18 protein-coding genes and 2 pseudogenes are annotated in these 19,941 nt (G+C 70.0%); 12 read left to right on the forward strand and 8 right to left on the reverse strand.

Translation table 11 applies throughout. From position 1 onward, the window contains the following. Positions 1-59 precede the first annotated feature (59 nt). Positions 60-1,253 (forward strand): molecular chaperone DnaJ, encoded by a 1,194-nt coding sequence (dnaJ, locus tag GA0115240_RS11350; protein ID WP_093736548.1) that lies wholly within the window; start codon positions 60-62, stop codon positions 1,251-1,253. 4 nt (positions 1,254-1,257) lie between these two features. Continuing rightward, positions 1,258-1,740, forward strand: coding sequence for a heat shock protein transcriptional repressor HspR (locus GA0115240_RS11355; RefSeq protein WP_093736549.1), 483 nt, complete (start codon positions 1,258-1,260; stop codon positions 1,738-1,740). Positions 1,741-1,829: 89 nt separating this feature from the next. Here GA0115240_RS11355 and GA0115240_RS11360 read toward each other — a convergent pair whose 3' ends face one another. After that, entirely contained in the window at positions 1,830-2,237 is a 408-nt protein-coding gene (locus GA0115240_RS11360) for a pyridoxamine 5'-phosphate oxidase family protein (protein WP_093736550.1), read from the reverse strand. 41 nt (positions 2,238-2,278) lie between these two features. After that, positions 2,279-2,557, reverse strand: coding sequence for a hypothetical protein (locus GA0115240_RS11365; protein WP_370673317.1), 279 nt, complete (start codon positions 2,555-2,557; stop codon positions 2,279-2,281). 270 nt (positions 2,558-2,827) lie between these two features. Between GA0115240_RS11365 and clpB the strand changes: the two genes are divergently transcribed. Both clpB and GA0115240_RS11375 read left to right on the forward strand, forming a co-directional pair. Further along, positions 2,828-5,452 carry an ATP-dependent chaperone ClpB gene (gene clpB, locus GA0115240_RS11370; RefSeq protein ID WP_093736551.1) on the forward strand — a complete coding sequence of 875 codons (2,625 nt, stop codon included), beginning with the start codon at positions 2,828-2,830 and terminating at the stop codon, positions 5,450-5,452. 181 nt (positions 5,453-5,633) lie between these two features. Continuing rightward, on the forward strand, positions 5,634-6,176 hold the full coding sequence (locus tag GA0115240_RS11375) for a YbjN domain-containing protein (protein ID WP_256069724.1): 543 nt from the start codon (positions 5,634-5,636) through the stop codon (positions 6,174-6,176). A gap of 48 nt (positions 6,177-6,224) precedes the next feature. Here the strand turns inward: GA0115240_RS11375 and GA0115240_RS11380 are convergent, their stop codons facing one another. Continuing rightward, positions 6,225-7,466: a hypothetical protein gene (locus GA0115240_RS11380; protein ID WP_237554786.1), complete on the reverse strand. Its 1,242-nt coding sequence runs from the start codon at positions 7,464-7,466 to the stop codon at positions 6,225-6,227. Between the two features lie 888 nt (positions 7,467-8,354). Here GA0115240_RS11380 and GA0115240_RS39185 point away from each other — a divergent pair. Next, positions 8,355-8,975 (forward strand): annotated as a pseudogene (locus tag GA0115240_RS39185) (right-handed parallel beta-helix repeat-containing protein); the annotation flags it as partial. 330 nt (positions 8,976-9,305) lie between these two features. Next, positions 9,306-10,136, forward strand: coding sequence for a chitosanase (locus GA0115240_RS38010; protein ID WP_237554793.1), 831 nt, complete (start codon positions 9,306-9,308; stop codon positions 10,134-10,136). A 131-nt stretch (positions 10,137-10,267) separates the two neighbouring features. Here the strand turns inward: GA0115240_RS38010 and GA0115240_RS11390 are convergent, their stop codons facing one another. The 3 genes from GA0115240_RS11390 to GA0115240_RS11400 all read right to left on the reverse strand — a co-directional run bounded on the left by GA0115240_RS11390 (position 10,268) and on the right by GA0115240_RS11400 (position 11,502). Continuing rightward, positions 10,268-10,642, reverse strand: a complete 375-nt coding sequence (locus GA0115240_RS11390) for a VOC family protein (protein ID WP_093736554.1) — start codon at positions 10,640-10,642, stop codon at positions 10,268-10,270. Positions 10,643-10,801: 159 nt separating this feature from the next. Further along, the gene (locus tag GA0115240_RS11395) at positions 10,802-11,245 is read right to left on the reverse strand and encodes a PIN domain-containing protein (protein WP_093736555.1); all 444 of its coding nucleotides are present in this window, start codon (positions 11,243-11,245) and stop codon (positions 10,802-10,804) included. Continuing rightward, positions 11,242-11,502 carry a ribbon-helix-helix domain-containing protein gene (locus GA0115240_RS11400; RefSeq protein WP_093736599.1) on the reverse strand — a complete coding sequence of 87 codons (261 nt, stop codon included), beginning with the start codon at positions 11,500-11,502 and terminating at the stop codon, positions 11,242-11,244. The genes GA0115240_RS11395 and GA0115240_RS11400 overlap by 4 nt, the downstream gene beginning before the upstream one ends. Positions 11,503-12,025: 523 nt before the next feature. Here GA0115240_RS11400 and GA0115240_RS11405 point away from each other — a divergent pair. After that, a complete protein-coding gene (locus tag GA0115240_RS11405) occupies positions 12,026-12,574 on the forward strand; it encodes a Uma2 family endonuclease (RefSeq protein WP_093736556.1) in 549 nt (182 codons plus the stop codon). A gap of 140 nt (positions 12,575-12,714) precedes the next feature. On the opposite strand, the pseudogene GA0115240_RS11410 reads toward GA0115240_RS11405, so the two are convergent. Beyond that, positions 12,715-13,158: pseudogene (locus GA0115240_RS11410) on the reverse strand (aminotransferase class I/II-fold pyridoxal phosphate-dependent enzyme); the annotation flags it as partial. A 77-nt stretch (positions 13,159-13,235) separates the two neighbouring features. Between GA0115240_RS11410 and GA0115240_RS11415 the strand changes: the two are divergent. From GA0115240_RS11415 to GA0115240_RS11425, 3 genes are all read left to right on the forward strand, one after another. Then, a complete protein-coding gene (locus GA0115240_RS11415; protein ID WP_256069729.1) occupies positions 13,236-13,511 on the forward strand; it encodes a hypothetical protein in 276 nt (91 codons plus the stop codon). Then, positions 13,508-13,918: a type II toxin-antitoxin system VapC family toxin gene (locus GA0115240_RS11420; protein WP_093736559.1), complete on the forward strand. Its 411-nt coding sequence runs from the start codon at positions 13,508-13,510 to the stop codon at positions 13,916-13,918. The genes GA0115240_RS11415 and GA0115240_RS11420 overlap by 4 nt, the downstream gene beginning before the upstream one ends. 185 nt (positions 13,919-14,103) lie before the next feature. Continuing rightward, positions 14,104-16,029 (forward strand): GmrSD restriction endonuclease domain-containing protein, encoded by a 1,926-nt coding sequence (locus GA0115240_RS11425; protein WP_093736560.1) that lies wholly within the window; start codon positions 14,104-14,106, stop codon positions 16,027-16,029. A 50-nt stretch (positions 16,030-16,079) separates the two neighbouring features. Here the strand turns inward: GA0115240_RS11425 and GA0115240_RS11430 are convergent, their stop codons facing one another. After that, positions 16,080-17,252, reverse strand: coding sequence for a pyridoxal phosphate-dependent aminotransferase (locus GA0115240_RS11430; protein ID WP_093736561.1), 1,173 nt, complete (start codon positions 17,250-17,252; stop codon positions 16,080-16,082). 367 nt (positions 17,253-17,619) lie between these two features. Here GA0115240_RS11430 and GA0115240_RS11435 point away from each other — a divergent pair, with 367 nt between their 5' ends. Then, on the forward strand, positions 17,620-18,141 hold the full coding sequence (locus GA0115240_RS11435) for a DUF2617 family protein (RefSeq protein ID WP_093736562.1): 522 nt from the start codon (positions 17,620-17,622) through the stop codon (positions 18,139-18,141). 122 nt (positions 18,142-18,263) lie between these two features. Next, positions 18,264-19,802: a polyamine aminopropyltransferase gene (locus GA0115240_RS11440; RefSeq protein ID WP_093736563.1), complete on the forward strand. Its 1,539-nt coding sequence runs from the start codon at positions 18,264-18,266 to the stop codon at positions 19,800-19,802. The last annotated feature ends 139 nt before the right edge of the window (positions 19,803-19,941 follow it).

Raw genomic sequence — 19,941 nt, forward strand, 5'->3', positions numbered from 1 at the left:
GCGGGACGGATGAAGGACCGAGTGGCAGCGGTCGGGGACGGAGAGGAGGGACGTCGGGGATGAGCATCAGTAGAGACCTGTTGGAAAAGGACCTGTACAAGGTCCTCGGCGTCCCCAAGGACGCCACCGACGCGGAGATCAAGAAGGCGTACCGGAAGCTCGCCCGCGAGTTCCACCCGGACGCCAACAAGGGCGACGCGAAGGCCGAGGAGCGCTTCAAGGAGATCTCCGAGGCCAACGACGTACTGTCCGACACCAAGCGCCGCAAGGAGTACGACGAGGGCCGCGCGCTGTTCGGCAACGGCGGTTTCCGCCCGCAGCCGGGCGCGGGCGGCACCGGCGGCTTCAACTTCGACCTGGGCGACCTCTTCGGCGGAGGCGCCCAGGCCCCCGGCAGCCCCGGCACCGGCCAGGGCGGCGGTTTCGGCGGCGGCCTGGGGGACGTGTTCGGCGGTCTGTTCAACCGCGGCGGCGGCACCCGGGTGCAGCCGCGCCGCGGCCAGGACATCGAGTCCGAGGTGACGCTCAGCTTCACCGAGGCGGTGGACGGGGCCACCGTCCCGCTGCGGATGTCCTCGCAGGCCCCTTGCAAGGCGTGTTCGGGCACCGGCGACAAGAACGGCACGCCCCGGGTGTGCCCGACCTGCGTCGGCACCGGGCAGGTCTCGCGCGGCGGTGGCGGCGGCTTCTCGCTCACCGACCCGTGCGTGGACTGCAAGGGCCGCGGCCTGATCGCGGAGAACCCCTGCGAGGTCTGCCACGGCAGCGGCCGCGCGAAGAGCTCGCGCACCATGCAGGTGCGGATCCCGGCCGGCGTCACCGACGCGCAGCGCATCAGGCTGCGCGGCAAGGGCGCCCCCGGCGAGCGCGGCGGCCCGGCGGGCGATCTGTACGTGGTCGTGCACGTCGGCAAGCACCCGGTGTTCGGCCGCAAGGACGCCAACCTCACGGTGACGGTGCCGGTCAGCTTCGTCGAGGCGGCGCTCGGCGGGGAGATCAAGGTGCCCACCCTCGGCGGGCCCCCGGTCACCTTGAAGCTGCCGCCCGGCACCCCCAACGGCCGTACCCTGCGCGCCCGCGGCAAGGGCGCGCTGCGCAAGGACGGCTCCCGGGGCGATCTGCTCGTCACCATCGAGGTGGCGGTGCCGGACAAGACCGAGGGCAAGGCCCTCGACGCGCTGGAGTCCTACCGGGATGCCACCGTGGACAGTGATCCGCGGGCGGAGCTGTTCAAGGCCGCAAAGGGAGCGTGAAGCAATGACCATCGACGGAGGCGGTGTCCGCGGCCCCCGCGGTCCGATCGGCCGTAATCCTTACCAGCTGACCGAGGAGTCCCCGGTCTACGTCATCTCGGTGGCGGCCGAACTGTCCGGACTCCACCCGCAGACGCTGCGCCAGTACGACCGCCTCGGCCTGGTCTGCCCGGACCGTACGGCCGGGCGCGGCCGCCGCTACTCGGCCCGGGACATCGAGCTGCTCCGCGAGGTCCAGCGCCTGTCGCAGGACGAGGGCATCAATCTGGCCGGCATCAAGAGGATCATCGAGCTGGAGAACCAGGTGACGGCCCTGCAGAGCCGTGTCGCCGAACTCAGCGCCGCCGTCGAGGGCGCCGCCGCCGTCATCCAGCAGCGCGAGGCCGCCGTGCACGCCTCCTACCGCCGGGACCTGGTCCCGTATCAGGATGTGCAGCACACCAGCGCGCTGGTGGTGTGGCGGCCGGCCAAGCGGCCGACGGACTGACCCGCACGCGGGCGACGCGCGCCGGCCGACGCGCCCGGACAAGCCTCCACGAACCCAGCCGGCGCGCCCGGGGCTCCCCCGGGCGGGCGTCAGGCGTTGCCCATCGCCCGGGTCAGGGTGATCTCGATGGCGATCCGCTCCGGGTTGGGCGCGGGCACCCGGCCGTAGCGCTCGGCGTAGCGGGCCACCGCGTCCGCGATCCGCACCGGGTCCTCGGAGATGGTGGCCCGTCCCTCCAAGGTGGCCCACGTGCCGCGCTCGACCTGGCAGACCGCGACCCGCGCCCCGGCCGGGCCCGCCGCCCGGACATGGCCGGCCTTGGCGCTGCCGCGGCCGGTGATGACCCGGGCCAGCCCGGCCTCCGGGTCGTAGGTGACCCCCACCGGTACGACATGCGGGCTGCCGTCCGGCCGGAGCGTGGTCAAGGTGCACAGGTGGTAGGCGCGCCAGAAGGCCAGGAATCCGGGCTCCGGGGAGCGGGGGTCGACAACTGCCATGGGGAGAAGCTAGTGCCCCGCGCACCCTCCGGTCATTCCGGTCATTCCAGTCGTACCGGCAGCTTCGCCACGCTGTTGCCGATGAAACCGTCCAGCGGCGGCAGCGACGCGTCCGGCACGGCCAGGCTTAGCCCTGGGTGGGCCGCGTACAGCTCGCGCAGCGCCGTCACCGCCTCCAGGCGGGCCAGCGGCGCGCCCAGGCGGTAGTGGGCGCCGTGGCCGAAGGACAGGTGCCGGCCGGCGGGCCGGGTGATGTCGAACCGGTCGGCGTCCGCGTGGCGGGCGGCGCCGGACGGGTCCATGGAGTGCGCAGTGGCCATGCGAATCCTCCGTCATGGGCAACTCCCCCTGCCTGCGGCGAAGTTGTGGTCGCATTGTCGCACCGGAGCGGTGTCCGCCGCAGGGCCGCCGCCGCGCCCGGTGCGCCCGCCGCGCCCGCCGCGTGCGATACGTCCGGAGTCGCGCCCCGTACGTCCGGCTGCCGCGCCCGCTGCCGCCAACTTCCCCCGAAAATGCCTTGAGTGGCATAGACTCAACTTACTGTATGTTGTACCTGGCAGGTTTACCGTACGAGGGAGGACGCCGTACCCGTGGACGCCGAGCTGACCAACAAGAGCCGGGAAGCGCTGAACGCCGCCAACACCCGGGCCGTCGCCGAGGGGAACCCGGATCTGACGCCCGCGCATCTGCTGCTCGCCCTGTTGAGCGGCGCGGACAACGAGAACGTCCTGGACCTGCTGACCGCCGTGGGCGCCGACCCGGCGGTCCTGCGCACCGGCGCCGAGCGCCTGGTGGCGGCGCTGCCGAAGGTGCAGGGCTCCACGGTCGCGCCCCCGCAGGCCAACCGCGACCTGCTGGCCGTCATCGCCGACGCGGCCCAGCGCGCCAAGGAACTCGGCGACGCGTACCTTTCGACCGAGCACCTGCTGATCGGGACCGCCGTCAAGGGCGGCCCCGCCGGGGAGCTGCTGGCCGGACAGGGCGCCAAGGCCAAGGCGCTGCTGACAGCCTTCGAGACCGCCAGGGGAGGCCAGCGCGTGACCAGCCAGGATCCGGAAGGCACGTACAAGGCGCTGGAGAAGTACGGCACCGACTTCACCGCCGCCGCCCGCGAGGGCAAGCTCGACCCGGTGATCGGCCGCGACCAGGAGATCCGCCGGGTCGTCCAGGTGCTGTCCCGCCGTACCAAGAACAACCCGGTGCTGATCGGTGAGCCCGGCGTCGGCAAGACCGCCGTCGTGGAGGGCCTGGCCCAGCGGATCGTCAAGGGCGACGTGCCGGAGAGCCTGCGCAACAAGCGGCTGGTGTCGCTGGACCTCGGCGCGATGGTGGCCGGGGCGAAGTACCGCGGTGAGTTCGAGGAGCGGCTGAAGTCCGTACTCGCCGAGATCAAGGACAGCGGCGGTCAGATCATCACCTTCATCGACGAGCTGCACACGGTCGTCGGCGCGGGCGCCGGCGGCGACTCCGCGATGGACGCCGGCAACATGCTCAAGCCGATGCTGGCCCGCGGCGAGCTGCGGATGGTCGGCGCCACCACGCTCGACGAGTACCGCGAGCGGATCGAGAAGGACCCGGCGCTGGAGCGGCGCTTCCAGCAGGTGCTGGTCGCCGAGCCGAGCGTCGAGGACACCGTGGCGATCCTGCGCGGTCTCAAGGGCCGCTACGAAGCCCACCACAAGGTGCAGATCGCGGACTCGGCCCTGGTCGCCGCGGCCACCTTGTCCGACCGCTACATCACCTCCCGCTTCCTGCCCGACAAGGCCATCGACCTGGTGGACGAGGCCGCGTCGCGGCTCCGGATGGAGATCGACTCCTCGCCGGTCGAGATCGACGAGCTGCAGCGCGCGGTGGACCGGCTGCGGATGGAGGAGATGGCGCTCAAGAACGAGACCGACCCCGGCTCCGTCCAGCGGCTGGACAAGCTCCGCAAGGACCTCGCCGACCGCGAGGAGGAGCTGCGCGGCCTGACCGCCCGCTGGGAGAAGGAGAAACAGGGCCTGAACCGGGTCGGCGAGCTCAAGGAGCGCCTCGACGACATCGACACCCGGATCGAGCGGGCCCAGCGCGACGGCGACTTCGAGACCGCCTCCAAGCTGCTCTACGCCGAGAAGCCCCGGCTGGAGGAGGAGCTGGAGGAGGCCACCCGCGAGGAGCAGGAGGCCAAGTCCCAGTCCCCGCAGGCCGCCGCGGCGAAAATGGTCAAGGAGGAAGTCGGCCCGGACGACGTGGCCGACGTGGTCGCCGCCTGGACGGGCATCCCGGCCGGCCGGCTGCTGGAGGGCGAGACGCAGAAGCTGCTGCGGATGGAGGAGGAGCTGGGCAAGCGGCTGATCGGCCAGACCGAGGCCGTCCGGTCCGTGTCCGACGCGGTCCGCCGCGCCCGCTCCGGTATCGCCGACCCCGACCGCCCGACCGGCTCCTTCCTCTTCCTCGGCCCGACCGGCGTCGGCAAGACCGAGCTGGCCAAGGCGCTGGCCGACTTCCTCTTCGACGACGAGCGCGCCATGGTCCGCATCGACATGAGCGAGTACGGCGAGAAGCACTCGGTGGCCCGGCTGGTCGGCGCCCCGCCCGGATACGTCGGCTACGAGGAGGGCGGCCAGCTCACCGAGGCGGTCCGGCGCCGCCCGTACAGCGTGGTGCTGCTCGACGAGGTGGAAAAGGCCCACCCGGAGGTCTTCGACGTCCTGCTGCAGGTGCTGGACGACGGCCGTCTCACCGACGGGCAGGGCCGTACCGTCGACTTCCGCAACGTCATCTTGATCCTCACCTCCAACCTGGGCAGCCAGTACCTGGTGGACCTCACGCTCGGCGAGGAGCAGAAGAAGCAGAGCGTGCTGGAGACGGTGCGGGCCTCCTTCAAGCCGGAGTTCCTGAACCGGCTGGACGACATCGTGGTCTTCTCGGCCCTCAACAAGGACGAGCTGCGCCGCATCGCCCGGCTCCAGACCGACCGCCTCGCCGCTCGGCTGCGCGACCGCCGCCTCACGCTGGACGTGACCGACCCCGCGCTGGACTGGCTGGCCGTGGAAGGCAACGACCCGGCGTACGGCGCCCGCCCGCTGCGCCGGCTGATCCAGACCGCCATCGGCGATCCGCTGGCCCGCGCCATCTTGTCCGGCGAGATCCTCGACGGCCAGACCGTCCGGGTCGACCAGGCCCTCGACGGACTGATCGTGGGGGCCGTGACGGGGCCGGATCTGACGAAGTAGCCCCCTCGCGCGATGCCGCCGAGCGGGCCGTATGGTCCTGCCCGGCGGGCACCCGGCAGGACCGCCGACCGGGCCGGGCCACGAACCCCCGCCGATACGCCGGGCGCGTACCGGCGGGGGTTGTCACTTGCGGGGTCGCATGGGGGAGGATGGAGCGGAAACGTCACGAAGGGACTTCACGGTGAGCATCGATCCGTCCTCGATTCCTGATTTCGGGGGCCAGTCGGACCCCGAGCCGACCGGAGCCGCCCCCAGCGTGCTCATTCCGGACCAGGAGCTGGTCAAGCAGTTGCTGGACCAGATGGAGCTGAAGTACCTCGTCGATGAGGAAGGCGACCTCGCGGCGCCCTGGGAGGAGTTCCGCACCTACTTCATGTTCCGCGGCGAGGGGGACCAGGCGGTCTTCGCCGTCCGGACCTTCTACGAGCGCCCGTACAGCGTCGACGACAAGCCGCATCTGCACGAGGTCATCGACGACTGGAACCGCCGCACCCTGTGGCCCAAGGTCTACACGCACACCCATGACGACGGTAGCGTCCGCCTCATCGGCGAGGCGCAGACCGTGATCGGCATGGGCGTCAGCCTGGAGCACTTCGTGTCCAGCACAGTGAGCTGGGTGCGGGCGTCGATCGAGTTCGACAAGTGGGTCGGCGAGACGCTCGGCCTGGAGAAGGACGCGGACAGCCCCATCGAGGGTGACGGCGACGGCGAGACCAACTCCTGACCGGTGCCGCTGCGCCGGGTACGCGCGGCCGGCGCACCGGCCGCCGCGTCACAGCGGCACGGTGACGACGGTCAGCACATAGGCCCCGAAGCCGAGTGAGATCCCGGCCAGCGCGACCACCGCCACGGCGGCGGCGCGCGGCCGGGCCCTGACCAGTGCCGTCGCCAGCGGCACCAGCAGCGGGAAGGCCGGCAGCAGGAAACGCGGCTTGCAGGAGAAGAAGTTGGCGCCGCCGAGCGCGATCGCAACCAGCGCCACCGAGTAGACCAGCAGCGGCAGCGGCATCCGGTCCAGCAGCGCCAGCACCACCAGCGCGACGGCGGCCGCGCACAACGCGGCGGCCAGGTAGGCGGTCAGCGCCTCGGGGAAGAGCACCAGGCGCTTGACGTAGCGCATCGCGTACAGCCCGAAGTCGTACTGCGAACCCCAGCCGCGCTGCACCGCGAAGTAGCCGCCCAGCACGCCCCCCGGCCCGCCGGCGGTCACCCAGCCGACCCAGGCGACGTAGCCGAACCAGCCCAGCGGGGCGAGCAGCGCGGCCAGCCAGGCCCGCGGCAGTTGGGGCAGGCCGATCCGGCGGCGGCGCCAGGCGTCGGCGATCACGGCGGCGATCACGGCTGCCGCCACCGCGGCGGCGTTCGGCCGGCTGAGTCCGGCGAGCAGGCTCAGCAGCCCGGCGGTCAGCCAGCGCCGGGTGACGGTGGCGTACAGCGCCCAGGCGGCCAGCGCACACATCATCGGCTCGGTGTACGCCATGGTCAGCACGATCGCGTGCGGCAGCAGCCCCCACACCAGGACCAGCGCGGTGCCGACCCGGCGGCCGTAGCAGTGGTCGACGACCGCGAACACCCCCCACGCGGCCAGGCCGGCCGACAGCCAGGCGATCAGCAGCGCGCAGACCACCGAGCCGACCGGCAGCACCGCGTCCACCGTGCGGACCGTCATGGGGTAGAGCGGGAAGAAGGCCAGGTCGCTGTAGCGCAGACCCGGCTTCTCCCAGCCCGGGACGAAGGTGCCGTATCCCCAGTCGGCGATCCGGTGGTACCACAGCCCGTCCCAGCCCAGGCCCAGCACGTTGCGGGGGTGCGCGCCGCGCCGGTGCGCCCACAACGCGACCACGGCCAGCCCGGCCACCCTGGCCACCGCGAAGCCGAGCAGCGCCCGCCGCGCCGCCCGCCACGAAGCCGCCAGGCCCCGGCCGGCGCTCCGCTCCGGAGCGGGGAAGCGGGCGTGCCGTCCCGTTGCCGGTGCGGAGACGGGCTCCTCGGAGACCGGGCCGGCGATGGACAAGCGCGGGCTCCTCGGGGGGTGCGGATCCCGGGCGGTGGGCCGGGGGTGGGATCGGGGGGTGAGGCGGGGGTGAGGGCTGGGGACGGGCGCGAGGAGGGTCTGGTCGTACGGTCTGTTCTCGTGACAAAACGACTATCGGCTACGGGGTCGGTCCGCTTCCGGAGACACGCGCGGGCGGCGGCGCATCGCCGCGCGGAGTCGCCCGAAGGGGGGCGCGGCCCGCTTCGGCCCGGCCGGCTTCGGCCCGGCCGGCTTCGGCCCGGCCGGCTTCGGCCCGGCCCACGCGATCGCGACAAACTGCCGGGCATCCTCGCCGCACGCTGAGCCTCCCGCGCCGGGGCGAGGCTTAAGCCCGCCTTAAGGCGGCCGTAAGTCGGATTAGGGATGGGCCGCCCCGTTCATCGCGGCGGCAACGGGCTGACAGGATCGGCGTGTTCGAGCGTCCGGGCAGGGGCGGGAAAGTCCCTGGTCAAGGGCGCCCGAGCGGATCGGGACGGTGCTCGGCCGAGGCGGCGGGCCGGGTGCCGCGGGGGCGGCCGGGCGGGTCCACCGAGGTTGACGGCCTCCGGCGGGACCGCCAGGATCTCCGATCACACGTTAGGAAAGTTTACTAATCGCAGAGGTCCGCTCCCCGCGTCGACTCCTGCGCCAGGAATCCGGCCGACCGGCCGGACCACCGAACCGCTCACCGTCGAGGCGCCGGCGCGGCCCCGGTGCCGTGCGTGCAGGCACCGGCGGCTCCCGTCCGCCCCGGAACCCCCACAGGAGACCACCCTCATGGCCCCTCGTGCACACGGCCACCGGCGTCGTGGCGTCAAACACCCCGCGGTGATCACCGGAGCCGCGCTCCTCGGCGCCGGCGCGCTCGCCTTCACCGGCATCCAGGCGATGGCGTCGACCTCCGCCCCGAAGACCGCGACGACCAGCGTGACCAGCTCCGCGCAGCTGCGGTCCGCGCTGGCCGCGGCGAAGCCCGGCACCACCATCAAACTGGCCAACGGCACCTACTCCGGCCAGTTCACGATCACCAACCCCGGCACCGCCGCCGCCCCGATCACCCTGACCGGCGGCGCCGGCGCCGTCCTCACCTCCAGCGGCGGCAACGGCTACGGCCTGTGGCTCAAGGGCGCGCCGTACTGGAACCTCACCGGCTTCACCGTGGACGACGCGAAGAAGGGCATCGTCATGGATGCCTCCTCGCACGTCACCATCGACACCGTGACCGTCCACGACATCGCCTACGAGGGCGTGCACTTCCGCTCGGGCAGCTCGTACGGCGTGATCCGCAACTCCTTCGTGCACGACACCGGCACCTCCTTCCCGCAGTACGGCGAAGGCGTCTACATAGGCTCGGCCAACAGCAACTGGAGCCAGTTCGCCGGGCCGACCGGCGTGGACGCCTCCGACCACGTCCAGGTCCTGAACAACCGGATCGGCCCGAACGTCGCCGCCGAGGGCATCGACGTCAAGGAGGGCACCAAGGCCGGCACGATCAGCGGCAACACCCTCGACGGCACCGGCGAGAAGAACCAGAACTCCGGCGACTCCACGATCGACGTCAAGGGCGACGGCTACACCGTCTCCGGGAACACCGTCACCCACCCGTACACCGACGGCTTCCAGGTCCACAACGCGTACGGCGCCTACGGCTGCGGCAACACCTTCACCGGCAATACCTTCAGCCTGGCCGGCGCCCGCGGCTACGGCATCGACGTCACCGACAACGGCACGTGCGCCACCAAGAACACGGTGACCACCTCGAACACCGCCAGCGGCGGGAAGGGCCTGACGAACATCGCCACCGTCAAGCCCCCGGTGTCCACCCCGACCCCTTCCGCGATGCCGACCGCCAAGCCCACCCCCACCGCGTCGGCCACCCCCGAGCCGACCGCGACGGCCACGCCGACGCACACCGCGACGCCGACCGCCGCCCCCACCACCGCGGCCCCCGGTGCCGGGACCGGTCTGGACGACCCGCACGAGAAGGAGATCGCGATGGAGCTGGTCAGCTCCGCCGAGAACTCCTCGCTGGACTGGAAGGCCCAGTACGCGTACATCGAGGACATCGGTGACGGCCGCGGCTACACGGCCGGCATCATCGGCTTCTGCTCCGGCACCGGCGACATGCTGGAACTCGTCCAGGCGTACACCGCCGCCGAGCCCGGCAACCCGCTCGCGAAGTACCTGCCCGCCCTGCAGAAGGTCAACGGCACCGACTCGCACACAGGCCTGGGCACCGCCTTCGTCAACGACTGGAAGACCGCCGCCAAGGACACCGTCTTCCAGACCGCGCAGAACAACGAGCGCGACCGGGTCTACTTCGACCCGTCCGTCAACCAGGCAAAGGCGGACGGCCTGCGCGCACTGGGCCAGTTCATCTACTACGACGCCATCGTGATGCACGGCCCCGGCGACGACCCGGTGAGCTTCGGCGGCATCCGCAAGGCCGCCATGAAGAAGGCCAAGACCCCCGCCCAGGGCGGCGACGAGACCACCTACCTCAACGCCTTCCTCGACGCCCGCAAGGCCGCGATGCTCACCGAGGCCGCGCACGACGACACCAGCCGCGTCGACACCGAGCAGCGCGTCTTCCTCGACAACGGCAATCTGGACCTCACGCCGCCGCTGACCTGGAAGACCTACGGCGACTCGTACACCATCAAGAACTGACTGGCCCCTTCCCCGCCGCCGGTGCCCCCGTGCCCCCGTGTCTCCCGCACGGGGGCACCGGCGTTTTGCGCCCGATCGGCGCCACCGGGCCGCGGCCCGGCCGCCTACGGACCGCCGGACCGCTGGACCGCTTACGCTGGCGTTTGCAGCACGGAGAGCACATTCCCGGCGGGATCGGTGAACCACGCGATCAGCGGGCCGCCGCCGCGGAAGATCCCCTTGTCGTCCGGCTCGACGTGGTCGTAGCGCTCGAAGCGCACGCCCCGCCCCTTCAGCTCCTCGACCGCCGCCTCGATGTCGGGGACCGGGAAGTTGAGAATCGTGTACGTCGCCGGGGTGTGGTCGGCCTTGGGATAGACCAGGATGTCGCGCCCACCCGCGACATGCAGGGTCAGCATGCCGTCCTGCTCGGACACCCGCAGCCCGAGCGTCTCGCCGTAGAACGCCTTCGCCGCGCCGATGTCGTCCACCGAGAATCCACTGAACGCCTTCGTCGAACCGAACATGATCGCCTCCTGTTTGCGGTTGCCGGCTGTGTAGACGTCAACGCGACCGGAAACTCATCGGTCGCGCGAGATCCAAGACCTGGACGGCCGCGGGAACCGGCCCATGAGGTTCACATGGGGCGGCGAGGTGGACGGCAAGCAGACGGCGGAGGCGTTCTGTCACAGGGGCAAGTCGTCGGGCAGAAGGCGAAAGGACTTGTGACGGCCGAGCGGGCGGACCGCGCGGAAGTCGCGGCGGTCGAGGGTGAGGACGGCATCCGTGTCGTATTCGGCGGCGAGGGCCACATTCACGGCGCCGGCAAGGTCGAGGTTGAGCGCGGCATACCTGGCTCGCAAGGTCTGTGCGGCGGAGAGGTGGGCCTCGGTGATTTCCGGTACGACGATCCGGCCCGCTCGCATCCACCGCCGGATGTCGTCGATCGCGCTGACAGCTGCTTCCCGTCCCAGTTCGCGGGTCGCGACGTGGTCGATCTCAGCGAGCAGCAAGGGCGACATCACCAAAAGGCCGGCGGCCATGATCGCCTCGTTGGCTCCATGGTGCTCCGGGTGCCGGGAGTCGAGCGCGGCCAGCAGGCCCGAGGTGTCGGCCACAACGACGATCACGCTGTGGTCCGTGAGCCGCCCTGGCCCTGGACGGCGTCAGCCACCGCGTTGCGGACGTCCTCCTTGGAGGGAGTACGCCCCGGACCTTCGAAGGTCCGGGAGAAGAGCGGTTCGTCCCAGACCCGGTTCGCCATGGCCGCGAGATGGATGCCTTGCCGGATGATCTCGGCCTCACTGATACCGCGGCGAGCGGCGGCCTCCTTGATGATCGCGAGATCCTCGGGGTCCGCGTAGACGTTTGTGCGCTTCATGGACATGTACCAATGGTAGTCCATGTACCAGGTGTGGTGCACGTGATCACTGCTGCTGCCGGCGCACTGCGGCATCACCAGTCACGACGCAAGCGGACCCGCACCGCCGCGGTCACCGCCGACGGGCTGAATCGAGATACCGGATGATCCGGTCGGCGTCGCTAGAAGTCAGACGGTTCTCGTCGATCGGCTCGGCATCGAGCGCGAGCAGTTGCGCGGATCGCTGGCTGCTCTCACACGGCATATCCACGCGCACTACGGCCGCGGGAACTGGCCCATGAGGTTCACATGGGGTGGGGAGGTGGACGGCAAGCAGACGGCGGAGGCGTTCTACTCTGTGGATGAGACCTCCGCGGCACGCTGGCTTGAAGCACGTACAGCCCGCTGATCATGGACGCATCCGAGGAGCGTCCATCGGTACACGACGGTCGGCATGCACCGGGTGCGATCGACCTCGTTTCCGACTTATCGAGTCCGGTGACGCCGGACTGTCCGTCGTATTCTGACCACACACGGGAAGGAGCCGTCCATGAGCGTCGACGCGATTGTGCACACCGAGTTCCCCGAGGGGTACACGGTCCTGTTCGGGGCCGACGGAAAGGTGATCATGACCCCGCAGAGTGAAGAGCACTCCAGCACCATCAGGTCGATGCAGATCGACTCGGCTCTCGCTCTCGGCCGCCACGCGAAAGTCACCTCTGACGTCTACATTGACTTCCCTGCCGACGAGAACTCAGCTCCCGATCTGGCGATCCTTCGCGAGGATGCTCGTCGGGGAGGCAAGCGCTACAGCTTCGAAGACGTCCTGCTGATCTCGGAGGTCGTCTCGACGTCCTCGGCACGCAAGGACTACGACGACTGCACCGCGAAGTACGGCCGGTACGGCATTCCCGCCTACCTTGTAGTGGACCCGTACACCCAGGAAGTTGTCCTCCATACCCAGCCGACCGCCACCGGTTACATTGCTGCGCACACCCACAAGTACGGCACTGGCAAGCTCTCCATTCCCCTTGCCGATGGCCGCACCTTCACCTTGGACCTCGACGAACTCCCGCGCCCCGAGGCAGACGCCCACTGACGAAGGTCCACCGCCCGAGGCCCGGCTCAGCAACCGTGGCTCGGCCGCGAAGCCCGATCATATGGGCGCAATCATATGGTTGCCGCGGCGAAGGCCACCCGTGATGCGCGCATCAGCGCGGCCCTATGAATGGGCGGAGCTCAGCCGTTGAAGGCTTTGCGGAGGCGGGAGGCTGCTTCGGTGAGGACGGTTTCGCGTTTGCAGAAGGCGAAGCGGACTTGGGTGCGGCCGGCGGTGGGGTGGTCGTAGAAGACGGAGTTGGGGACGGCGACGACGCCGCAGCGTTCGGGGAGTGCGCGGCAGAAGGTCAATGCGTCCAAGCCTGGGGCGAGTTCGGCGATGTCGGTGGTGATGAAGTACGTGCCCTGCGGGACGTAGACCTGGAAGCCTGCGTCGGTGAGGCCGGCGGCCAGGAGATCGCGTTTCGCGAGGAGGTCGTCGCGGAAGTCGGCGTAGTACGCGTCGGGCAGGGCGAGGGCCTCGGCGACGGCGTACTGGAACGGGCCCGAGGCCACGTACGTCAGGAACTGCTTGGCGGTGCGGACGGCCGCCACGAGCGGAGCCGCCCCCGTCACCCAGGTCACTCCTCGTTCACACACCCATTCGGGTGAACGCTCGCTGTGCCGTTCCCTGAGGCAGGTGGCAGATCTAAACTGTGCACGTGAGCGCTGCATTCGACTACGAGGACATGCACCACTTGGTGGACCGGCTCACGCCGGGCCAGGTCCGGCGCCTGCGCCTGCTCGTCACCCAGGACGAGGAGCTGTCGCAGGTGGCCCTCGCGCTGCCCGCTGTCGAGGGAGCCGAGACCGAAGAGTCCGTCCCGGCCGGGCTGCTCGCCCTGATCGGCAGTGTCAACGGCCCTGAGGACTTGGCCGAAGAGCACGACGACTACATCCGCGAGCGCATGCGCGAGCGCTTTGGCGATTCCGCGTGATCGCGACAGTCCTGGACACCGGCCCGCTGGCGGCCGCGTTCAATGCCGCAGACCGGCGGCATCCCGAGTGCGCCGCGCTTCTCGGGTCGCTGACCGGCCGCCGCTTGCTGCCGAGCCCGGTCCTGACCGAAGTCTGCTGGCTTCTGGAGCGGTGGCCGAAGGTTGAAGCCGCCTTCCTCACCGAGGTGGCCCGTGGCACCTTCGAACTCGTTCACCTCACGCCCGTCGATCTCATCCGCATGGGAGAGCTGATTCTCCAGTACGCAGACTTCCCCTTGGGCGGAGTCGATGCCTCGGTCATCGCCATTGCCGAGCGCTTCGGCGTGGACCGGGTGGCCACCCTGGACCGACGGCACTTCGGCGTCGTCAAGCCATCTCACGTGCCGGCTCTCGTGCTGTTCCCTTAGCAACGGGTGGGCAGGCTGCCCGTGCGTGTTGTCCGTGACTCCTATGTCGGCGATCACGGAGGAGACCGAAGGCAATCATCTGCTCCGCAGAGGGGAGTCGGGCGATTGAAAATACTTCGTCCCTGCGTCGGCGGAAGTGGTTAGGGTGTGGACCAGACACGTTGTGATGAGCGCGGGGGAGCTGCATGGGGCTGGCGAACGAGGAGATCATCTCCCAGGTGGACAGCCTGTTGGCCGGCCGGATCGTCATTCCGTCCATCCAGCGCGACTTCGTCTGGATGCGTACGGACGTACGTGATCTCTTTGACTCCCTTTACCGCGGCTACCCGGTTGGCGCCCTGCTCCTGTGGAGGACGAACCTGGAGGTTCCCTTCCGCACGGCTGCGGTAGTCCAAGCCAGTAAGTCAGCCCACCCGCCTCTGTACCTGCTGGATGGGCAGCAGCGGCTCACCTCACTGGCATGGGTCTACTGTCCCGAATCAAAGGCCGACGGTCGGCTCATCGACCTTCGCTTCGACGTGCGTACCGAGGAGTTCGTCAATCCCAGCGCGGTGCAGCGCAAGGATCCGCTCCTGATCCCCGTCTCGCTGATCCTCAAGCAGAACATCCAGTTCTACGAGGTCCTCGTGGATGCCGGGGTGGAGATGGCCAACCCCGAGTTCAAGCTCTGGACATCCAGGCTTCAGAAGGTTCATAGCATCCGCCAGCATCAGGTCGCCGTGATCACCTACGATTCCGACGACTACGAAGAGGTCGCCGAGGTTTTCGCCAGGCTCAACAAGGGCGGGCGTCGGCTGTCCAAGGGCGATCTGGTCTACAGCGCTATCGCAGCTCGTTGGGCAGACGGCTTGCAGACCATGGACGCCTTCCACGATGAACTGAAGGACATCGGCTTCGCTTTGGACCGCGAGGCGGTCCTCCGGCTTATGAGTCTACTGGCGGGGACGGGGGCCCATCACATCAGGCTCATCGGGGCCGTCATGGATGAGGCGGCCCTCAAGGACGCATGGAAGACCACCGAGACTTCTTTGCGATACGCCATCGACTTCCTGCGCGTTGAGTGCGAAATCCCCCGCTCGGAAATCCTGACCTCGCCGAACGTGGCTGTGGTCCCCGCCCTGCTGCTCCACCAGCGCCAAGGCAAGTTGCTTTCTGGGGAAGCAGCACTGCTGCGCCGCTGGGTTTACACCGCAATGGCCTTCAGTCATTACTCGCTGCAGGTTGAGGGCAAGCTCGACGCGGAAGCTCGGCTGGTGAAGGGCCGGGTTGGTGAGGACCTGTTCACCGAGCTCATCCGCCGGGCCTCCGGGCCCCGTTCCGTGGACAGCCCAATCCAACCTCGGGACTTGGAGCAGAAATATTCCACCCATGCCTTCTTCCGTCTGCTGTACATCGCCGCATTGCAGGGGAAGGCCAAGGACTGGGTCAGCAATATGGCCATCAACGACAAGCCCATGGTCTCCGGTTCCAAGATTGAGTACCACCACGTCTTCCCACGGGCGCGGGTGCAAACCCGGTACGCCAAGGAGGAGTGGAACAGCCTGGCTAACTTGGCGTTCGTAACAGGCCAGACCAACAAGATGATCTCCTCCAAGCTGCCCTCCGAATACATGGCTCAGATCGAACACGAACGCCTAGCGGAGCAGTGGATCCCCGTCGATCCGGAATTGCGGTCACTGGACCGCTTTCCCGCATTCCTCGCCGCGCGGCGTCATCTGATGGCGAATGTCCTCAACAGGCTGCTGGGACTTCCCTCGTACACTGGTCAGACCAGCCATAGGGACGTCGACGAACCGCCGGCGGACGACGAGGTGATCGCTGAGGACGCTGTCGGCCCCAGCCCTGTCCCGGAAGCAGGAGTGGTCGAGGCAACGGACGTCGAGGTCGAGGTGCATGCGGCCTACGACGGGCACCGGGTCTCCGGCCGTTACGACACATCGACCGGCGTACTCACCGTCACGACGGGCCCCGCTCAGGGTACGTACGAATCCCCGAGCGGCGCGGCGGTCGCAGTGGTGAACGATCTCAACCCGCATGTCAAGCCAAATCGCAACGGCTGGTCGTTCTGGACAGTCACCGTCACGGGAGAGCCGCTTCAGAGCCTGAGATAAATGAACCGGCTTTGACGCGACTGCGAGGAAGCTGATTCGGTGAGCGTTGCTCAGCCGCTGAAGGCTTTGCGGAGGCGGGAGGCTGCTTCGGTGAGGACGGTTTCGCGTTTGCAGAAGGCGAAGCGGACTTGGGTGCGGCCGGCGGTGGGGTGGTCGTAGAAGACGGAGTTGGGGACGGCGACGACGCCGCAGCGTTCGGGGAGTGCGCGGCAGAAGGTCAATGCGTCCAAGCCTGGGGCGAGTTCGGCGATGTCGGTGGTGATGAAGTACGTGCCCTGCGGGACGTAGACCTGGAAGCCTGCGTCGGTGAGGCCGGCGGCCAGGAGATCGCGTTTCGCGAGGAGGTCGTCGCGGAAGTCGGCGTAGTACGTGTCGGGCAGGGCGAGGGCCTCGGCGACGGCGTACTGGAACGGGCCCGAGGCCACGTACGTCAGGAACTGCTTGGCGGTGCGGACGGCCGCCACGAGCGGAGCCGCGCCCGTCACCCAGCCGACCTTCCAGCCGGTGAAAGAGAAGGTCTTGCCGGCCGAGGAGATGGAGACGGTGCGGTCCCGCATGCCCGGCAGGGAGATCAGCGGGATGTGGGTGCCGTCGAAGACGAGGTGTTCGTAGACCTCGTCGGTGACCACGAGGAGGTCGTGTTCGACGGCGAGGGCGGCGATCGCGGTCAGTTCCTCGCGAGTGAGGACCGTGCCCGTCGGGTTGTGGGGGGAGTTGAGGAGCAGCAGCCGGGTGCGGGGGGTGACGGCGGCGCGCAGGGCGTCGAGGTCGGGGCGGAAGGCGGGGGCGGGCAAGGTCAGGGGCACGCGGACCCCGCCGGCCATGGCGATGCAGGCGGCGTAGGAGTCGTAGAAGGGCTCGAAGGCGATTACTTCGTCGCCCGGTTCGAGCAGGGCGAGCATGGCGGCGGCGATCGCCTCGGTGGCGCCGGCGGTGACGAGGACTTCGGTGTCGGGGTCGAAGCCGAGACCGTGGAAGCGCTGCTGGTGCTCGCTGATCGCCGTGCGCAGTTCGGGGACGCCGGGACCAGGCGGGTACTGGTTGCCGCGGCCGTCGCGCAGGGCGCGGACCGCGGCTTCCCGCACCGACTCGGGTCCGTCGGTGTCGGGGAAGCCCTGGCCGAGGTTGATCGCGCCGGTCGCGACCGCCAGCGCCGACATCTCGGCGAAGATCGTCGTCCCCATGCCTGCCAGCCTGCGGTTCAGCAGCGGCCTCGCGCTCATCCGGGCTCCTCGCGTCTCGTCGTCGGGCCCATCATGCGGTGGGGCCCGACCGCAGACAAGCAGGCCGGGGAAAGGTCGGCCGCCCGGTGGAGTCCGCCGGAAGGCGGGCCTTTGGCCGCTGATCAGTCGGCGGGCGGCCGTGCCTGGGCTTCGAATGTCGGTTTTCGCGCGCTACCTGAACACCTGAGCCCTAAAGCGCTCCCAGGGATGGAAAGAGGGCACAGATGGGTAAAAACGCTGAAGAGGAACGGCGTTTCATGATTCCGTAGTCGAACGGACCCCACGTGGGCACGAGCCGACGCACCTACCCGAATCGGGGCCTGATGCGGTCGGCCCATCATCCACTGCGTGCTTGCGGAGCCGATCCATGCTCACCACCCTGCGTACCCCTTATACGGACACTCGTGCCGGAGACCTCGCCTGGTGCCTCGACAAAGAGCCGCTGCCGGCGCTCGCCGTGCTCGACATCGAAGTCGAGGACGGCCTGGGGCTGCGCGCCGAGGTCGGCTTGCGGCTGCTCGGCGCGTCCCACCAAGTGCTGGTCGACACCGGGCGCGGGGGCTGCTCGGAGACGGTGGCCTGCATACCCGGCAGCCAGTCACCGCTGCCTTTCGGGGTGGCCAAGCGGGTCGGGCCGTGGGAGTACGAGTTCGCGGCCCGGATCGAATCGCTCTCGCGCGGGTCCTTCGCCGGCCGGGCCCAGGAACTGCTGGCGCTGGTCGCCGAGCACCCGCACGGGCTGGCCGGCACCTTTCCCGGCGACCCGCATGCCTTCACCGCGATGCTCGTGCAGTGCGGGGACGGCGGCGTGCAGTGGCGGACCTGGCACGCGTATCCACAGGAGGGACGGTTGGTGACCACCAGGACCCGCGTCACCGTGCCGAGTTGAGCGCGGGGCGCACGACCCCTGGCGGGGTACGCCGGGGACGCGCGCGTGAACGCCGTCAGCCGCCACTGATCCCACTCTTGTGGGTGACTTGTGGTCGCGCCTACCTGACTTAGCGTGCACTCATGATCGACCAGCAAGGCCGCACCAGCGCGGCCCGACTCGCCGTGACGTTACCCGTGCCCGCCGGGGCGGCACGCGCGCTGGTCCTCGCCGCGGTGTTCGTCTGCGCTGCCTGCGGCCTGATCTACGAACTCGAACTCGTCGCGCTCGCGTCCTATTTGGTGGGCGACTCGGTCACCCAGGCGTCCGTCGTGCTGTCGGTGATGGTCTTCGCGATGGGCTGCGGCTCGCTGCTCGCCAAACGGCTGCGCGGCTGCGCCGCCCTCGGCTTCGCCGCCGTCGAGGCGGCCCTCGCGCTGGTCGGCGGGCTGTCGGTGATGGTGCTGTACGCGGTTTTCGCCTGGTACGGAGAGGCCAGACCGGCGATCGTCGGCTGCTCGTTCGCGATCGGGGTGCTGATCGGGGCGGAGGTGCCGCTGCTGATGACGCTGGTGCAGCGGGTCAGGCGGCAGGACGCGGGCGGCGCGGTCGCCGACCTGTTCGCGGTGGATTACGTGGGCGCGCTCGTCGGCGGCCTCGCCTTCCCGTTCCTCCTGCTGCCGGACTTCGGGCAGCTGACGGGAGCGCTGGTCACGGGGGTGGTCAACGCGGTGGCCGGTGGCGCCACCGTGCTGTGGCTCTTCCGGGGGGATCTGTCGCCGCGGGCGCGGGGCTGGCTGGTGGTCGCGAACCTCACCGTGCTGGCGGTGCTGGCCGCCGCCGCGATGGCGGCCGGCCCCTTCGAACGGGCGGCGCGACAGGCGGTGTACGGCGGCGCGGTCCGGGTGGCCCGGCAGACGGCGGTGCAGGAGATCGTGCTGACCGGCACGCCGGACACCTCGGCCTCCCTGCGGCTCTACCTCGACGGCCGACTGCGGGTCTGCGGGGCGGACTCGGCCGGCTACGACCGGGCGCTGGCGGTCCCGGCGATGGCCGCGGGCCCGCACGGCCGCGTCCTGGTCCTCGGCGGCGCGGACGGCCTGGCCCTGCGCGAAGTGCTCGGCTTTCCCGGCGTACGGGCGGTGACGGTGGTGGACACCGACGCCGTGCTGATGCGGCTCGGCCGCGCCGATCCCGGGCTCGTCGCGCTCAACGGCGACGCCTTCGACGACGGCCGGGTCCGCGTCGCCACCGCCGACGTCTTCGACTGGCTGCGGACGGCCGCCACCACGGCGCCCGGCTCCTACGACGTCATCCTCGCCGACCTCCCCGCCGCCGCCGTCTCCAGCAGCGCCAAGCTCTATTCGCAGGAGTTCTACGGCCTCGCCGCCCGCGCCCTTGCCCCGAACGGGCGGCTGGCGGTGCACGCGGCCCAGTCCGTCTGGACCGTCGCCGCCAGCCTCCGCGCGGCCGGCCTCCCCGCCACGGCCTACCGACTGCCGGCCGCCGCTTGCCCGGCGCCGCCCGGCTTGCGGCCCGCCCCCACCACCTGGGCCTTCCTGCTCGCGGGGTCGTCGCGGCCGCCGCTGCCTGCTTCCTTCCACCGGGCCGCGGCCGCCGCTGCCCGGTCCCGCCCCGCGACGTCACCACCGCCCTCGACGCTGCTGCACCCACGGCTGTAGGGGGTCGGGGGAGGGGGCGGACTTCCGGGGAGCGGGTGGTCGGCCGGGGCGGCGCGCGGCGGGCGGGTGGCCGGCTGAGGAGCGGCCGGCTCCTCGCGGAGTGGGAAAAATGACGTGCCCGCACCCGTCATGGCGCCGC

The sequence above is a fragment of the Streptomyces sp. DvalAA-14 genome (assembly GCF_900091855.1).
In the GTDB taxonomy this organism is placed as follows: domain Bacteria; phylum Actinomycetota; class Actinomycetes; order Streptomycetales; family Streptomycetaceae; genus Actinacidiphila.

What these genes read in the sequence shown, in the direction of transcription:
- dnaJ (WP_093736548.1), top strand. Translation starts at nt 60, where the DNA reads ATGAGCATCAGTAGAGACCTGTTGGAAAAGGACCTGTACAAGGTCCTC.
- GA0115240_RS11355 (WP_093736549.1), top strand. Translation starts at nt 1,258, where the DNA reads ATGACCATCGACGGAGGCGGTGTCCGCGGCCCCCGCGGTCCGATCGGC.
- GA0115240_RS11360 (WP_093736550.1), bottom strand. Translation starts at nt 2,237, where the DNA reads ATGGCAGTTGTCGACCCCCGCTCCCCGGAGCCCGGATTCCTGGCCTTC.
- GA0115240_RS11365 (WP_370673317.1), bottom strand. Translation starts at nt 2,557, where the DNA reads ATGGCCACTGCGCACTCCATGGACCCGTCCGGCGCCGCCCGCCACGCG.
- GA0115240_RS38010 (WP_237554793.1), top strand. Translation starts at nt 9,306, where the DNA reads ATGCCGACCGCCAAGCCCACCCCCACCGCGTCGGCCACCCCCGAGCCG.
- GA0115240_RS11390 (WP_093736554.1), bottom strand. Translation starts at nt 10,642, where the DNA reads ATGTTCGGTTCGACGAAGGCGTTCAGTGGATTCTCGGTGGACGACATC.
- GA0115240_RS11400 (WP_093736599.1), bottom strand. Translation starts at nt 11,502, where the DNA reads ATGTCCATGAAGCGCACAAACGTCTACGCGGACCCCGAGGATCTCGCG.
- GA0115240_RS11405 (WP_093736556.1), top strand. Translation starts at nt 12,026, where the DNA reads ATGAGCGTCGACGCGATTGTGCACACCGAGTTCCCCGAGGGGTACACG.
- GA0115240_RS11425 (WP_093736560.1), top strand. Translation starts at nt 14,104, where the DNA reads ATGGGGCTGGCGAACGAGGAGATCATCTCCCAGGTGGACAGCCTGTTG.
- GA0115240_RS11430 (WP_093736561.1), bottom strand. Translation starts at nt 17,252, where the DNA reads ATGAGCGCGAGGCCGCTGCTGAACCGCAGGCTGGCAGGCATGGGGACG.
- GA0115240_RS11435 (WP_093736562.1), top strand. Translation starts at nt 17,620, where the DNA reads ATGCTCACCACCCTGCGTACCCCTTATACGGACACTCGTGCCGGAGAC.
- GA0115240_RS11440 (WP_093736563.1), top strand. Translation starts at nt 18,264, where the DNA reads ATGATCGACCAGCAAGGCCGCACCAGCGCGGCCCGACTCGCCGTGACG.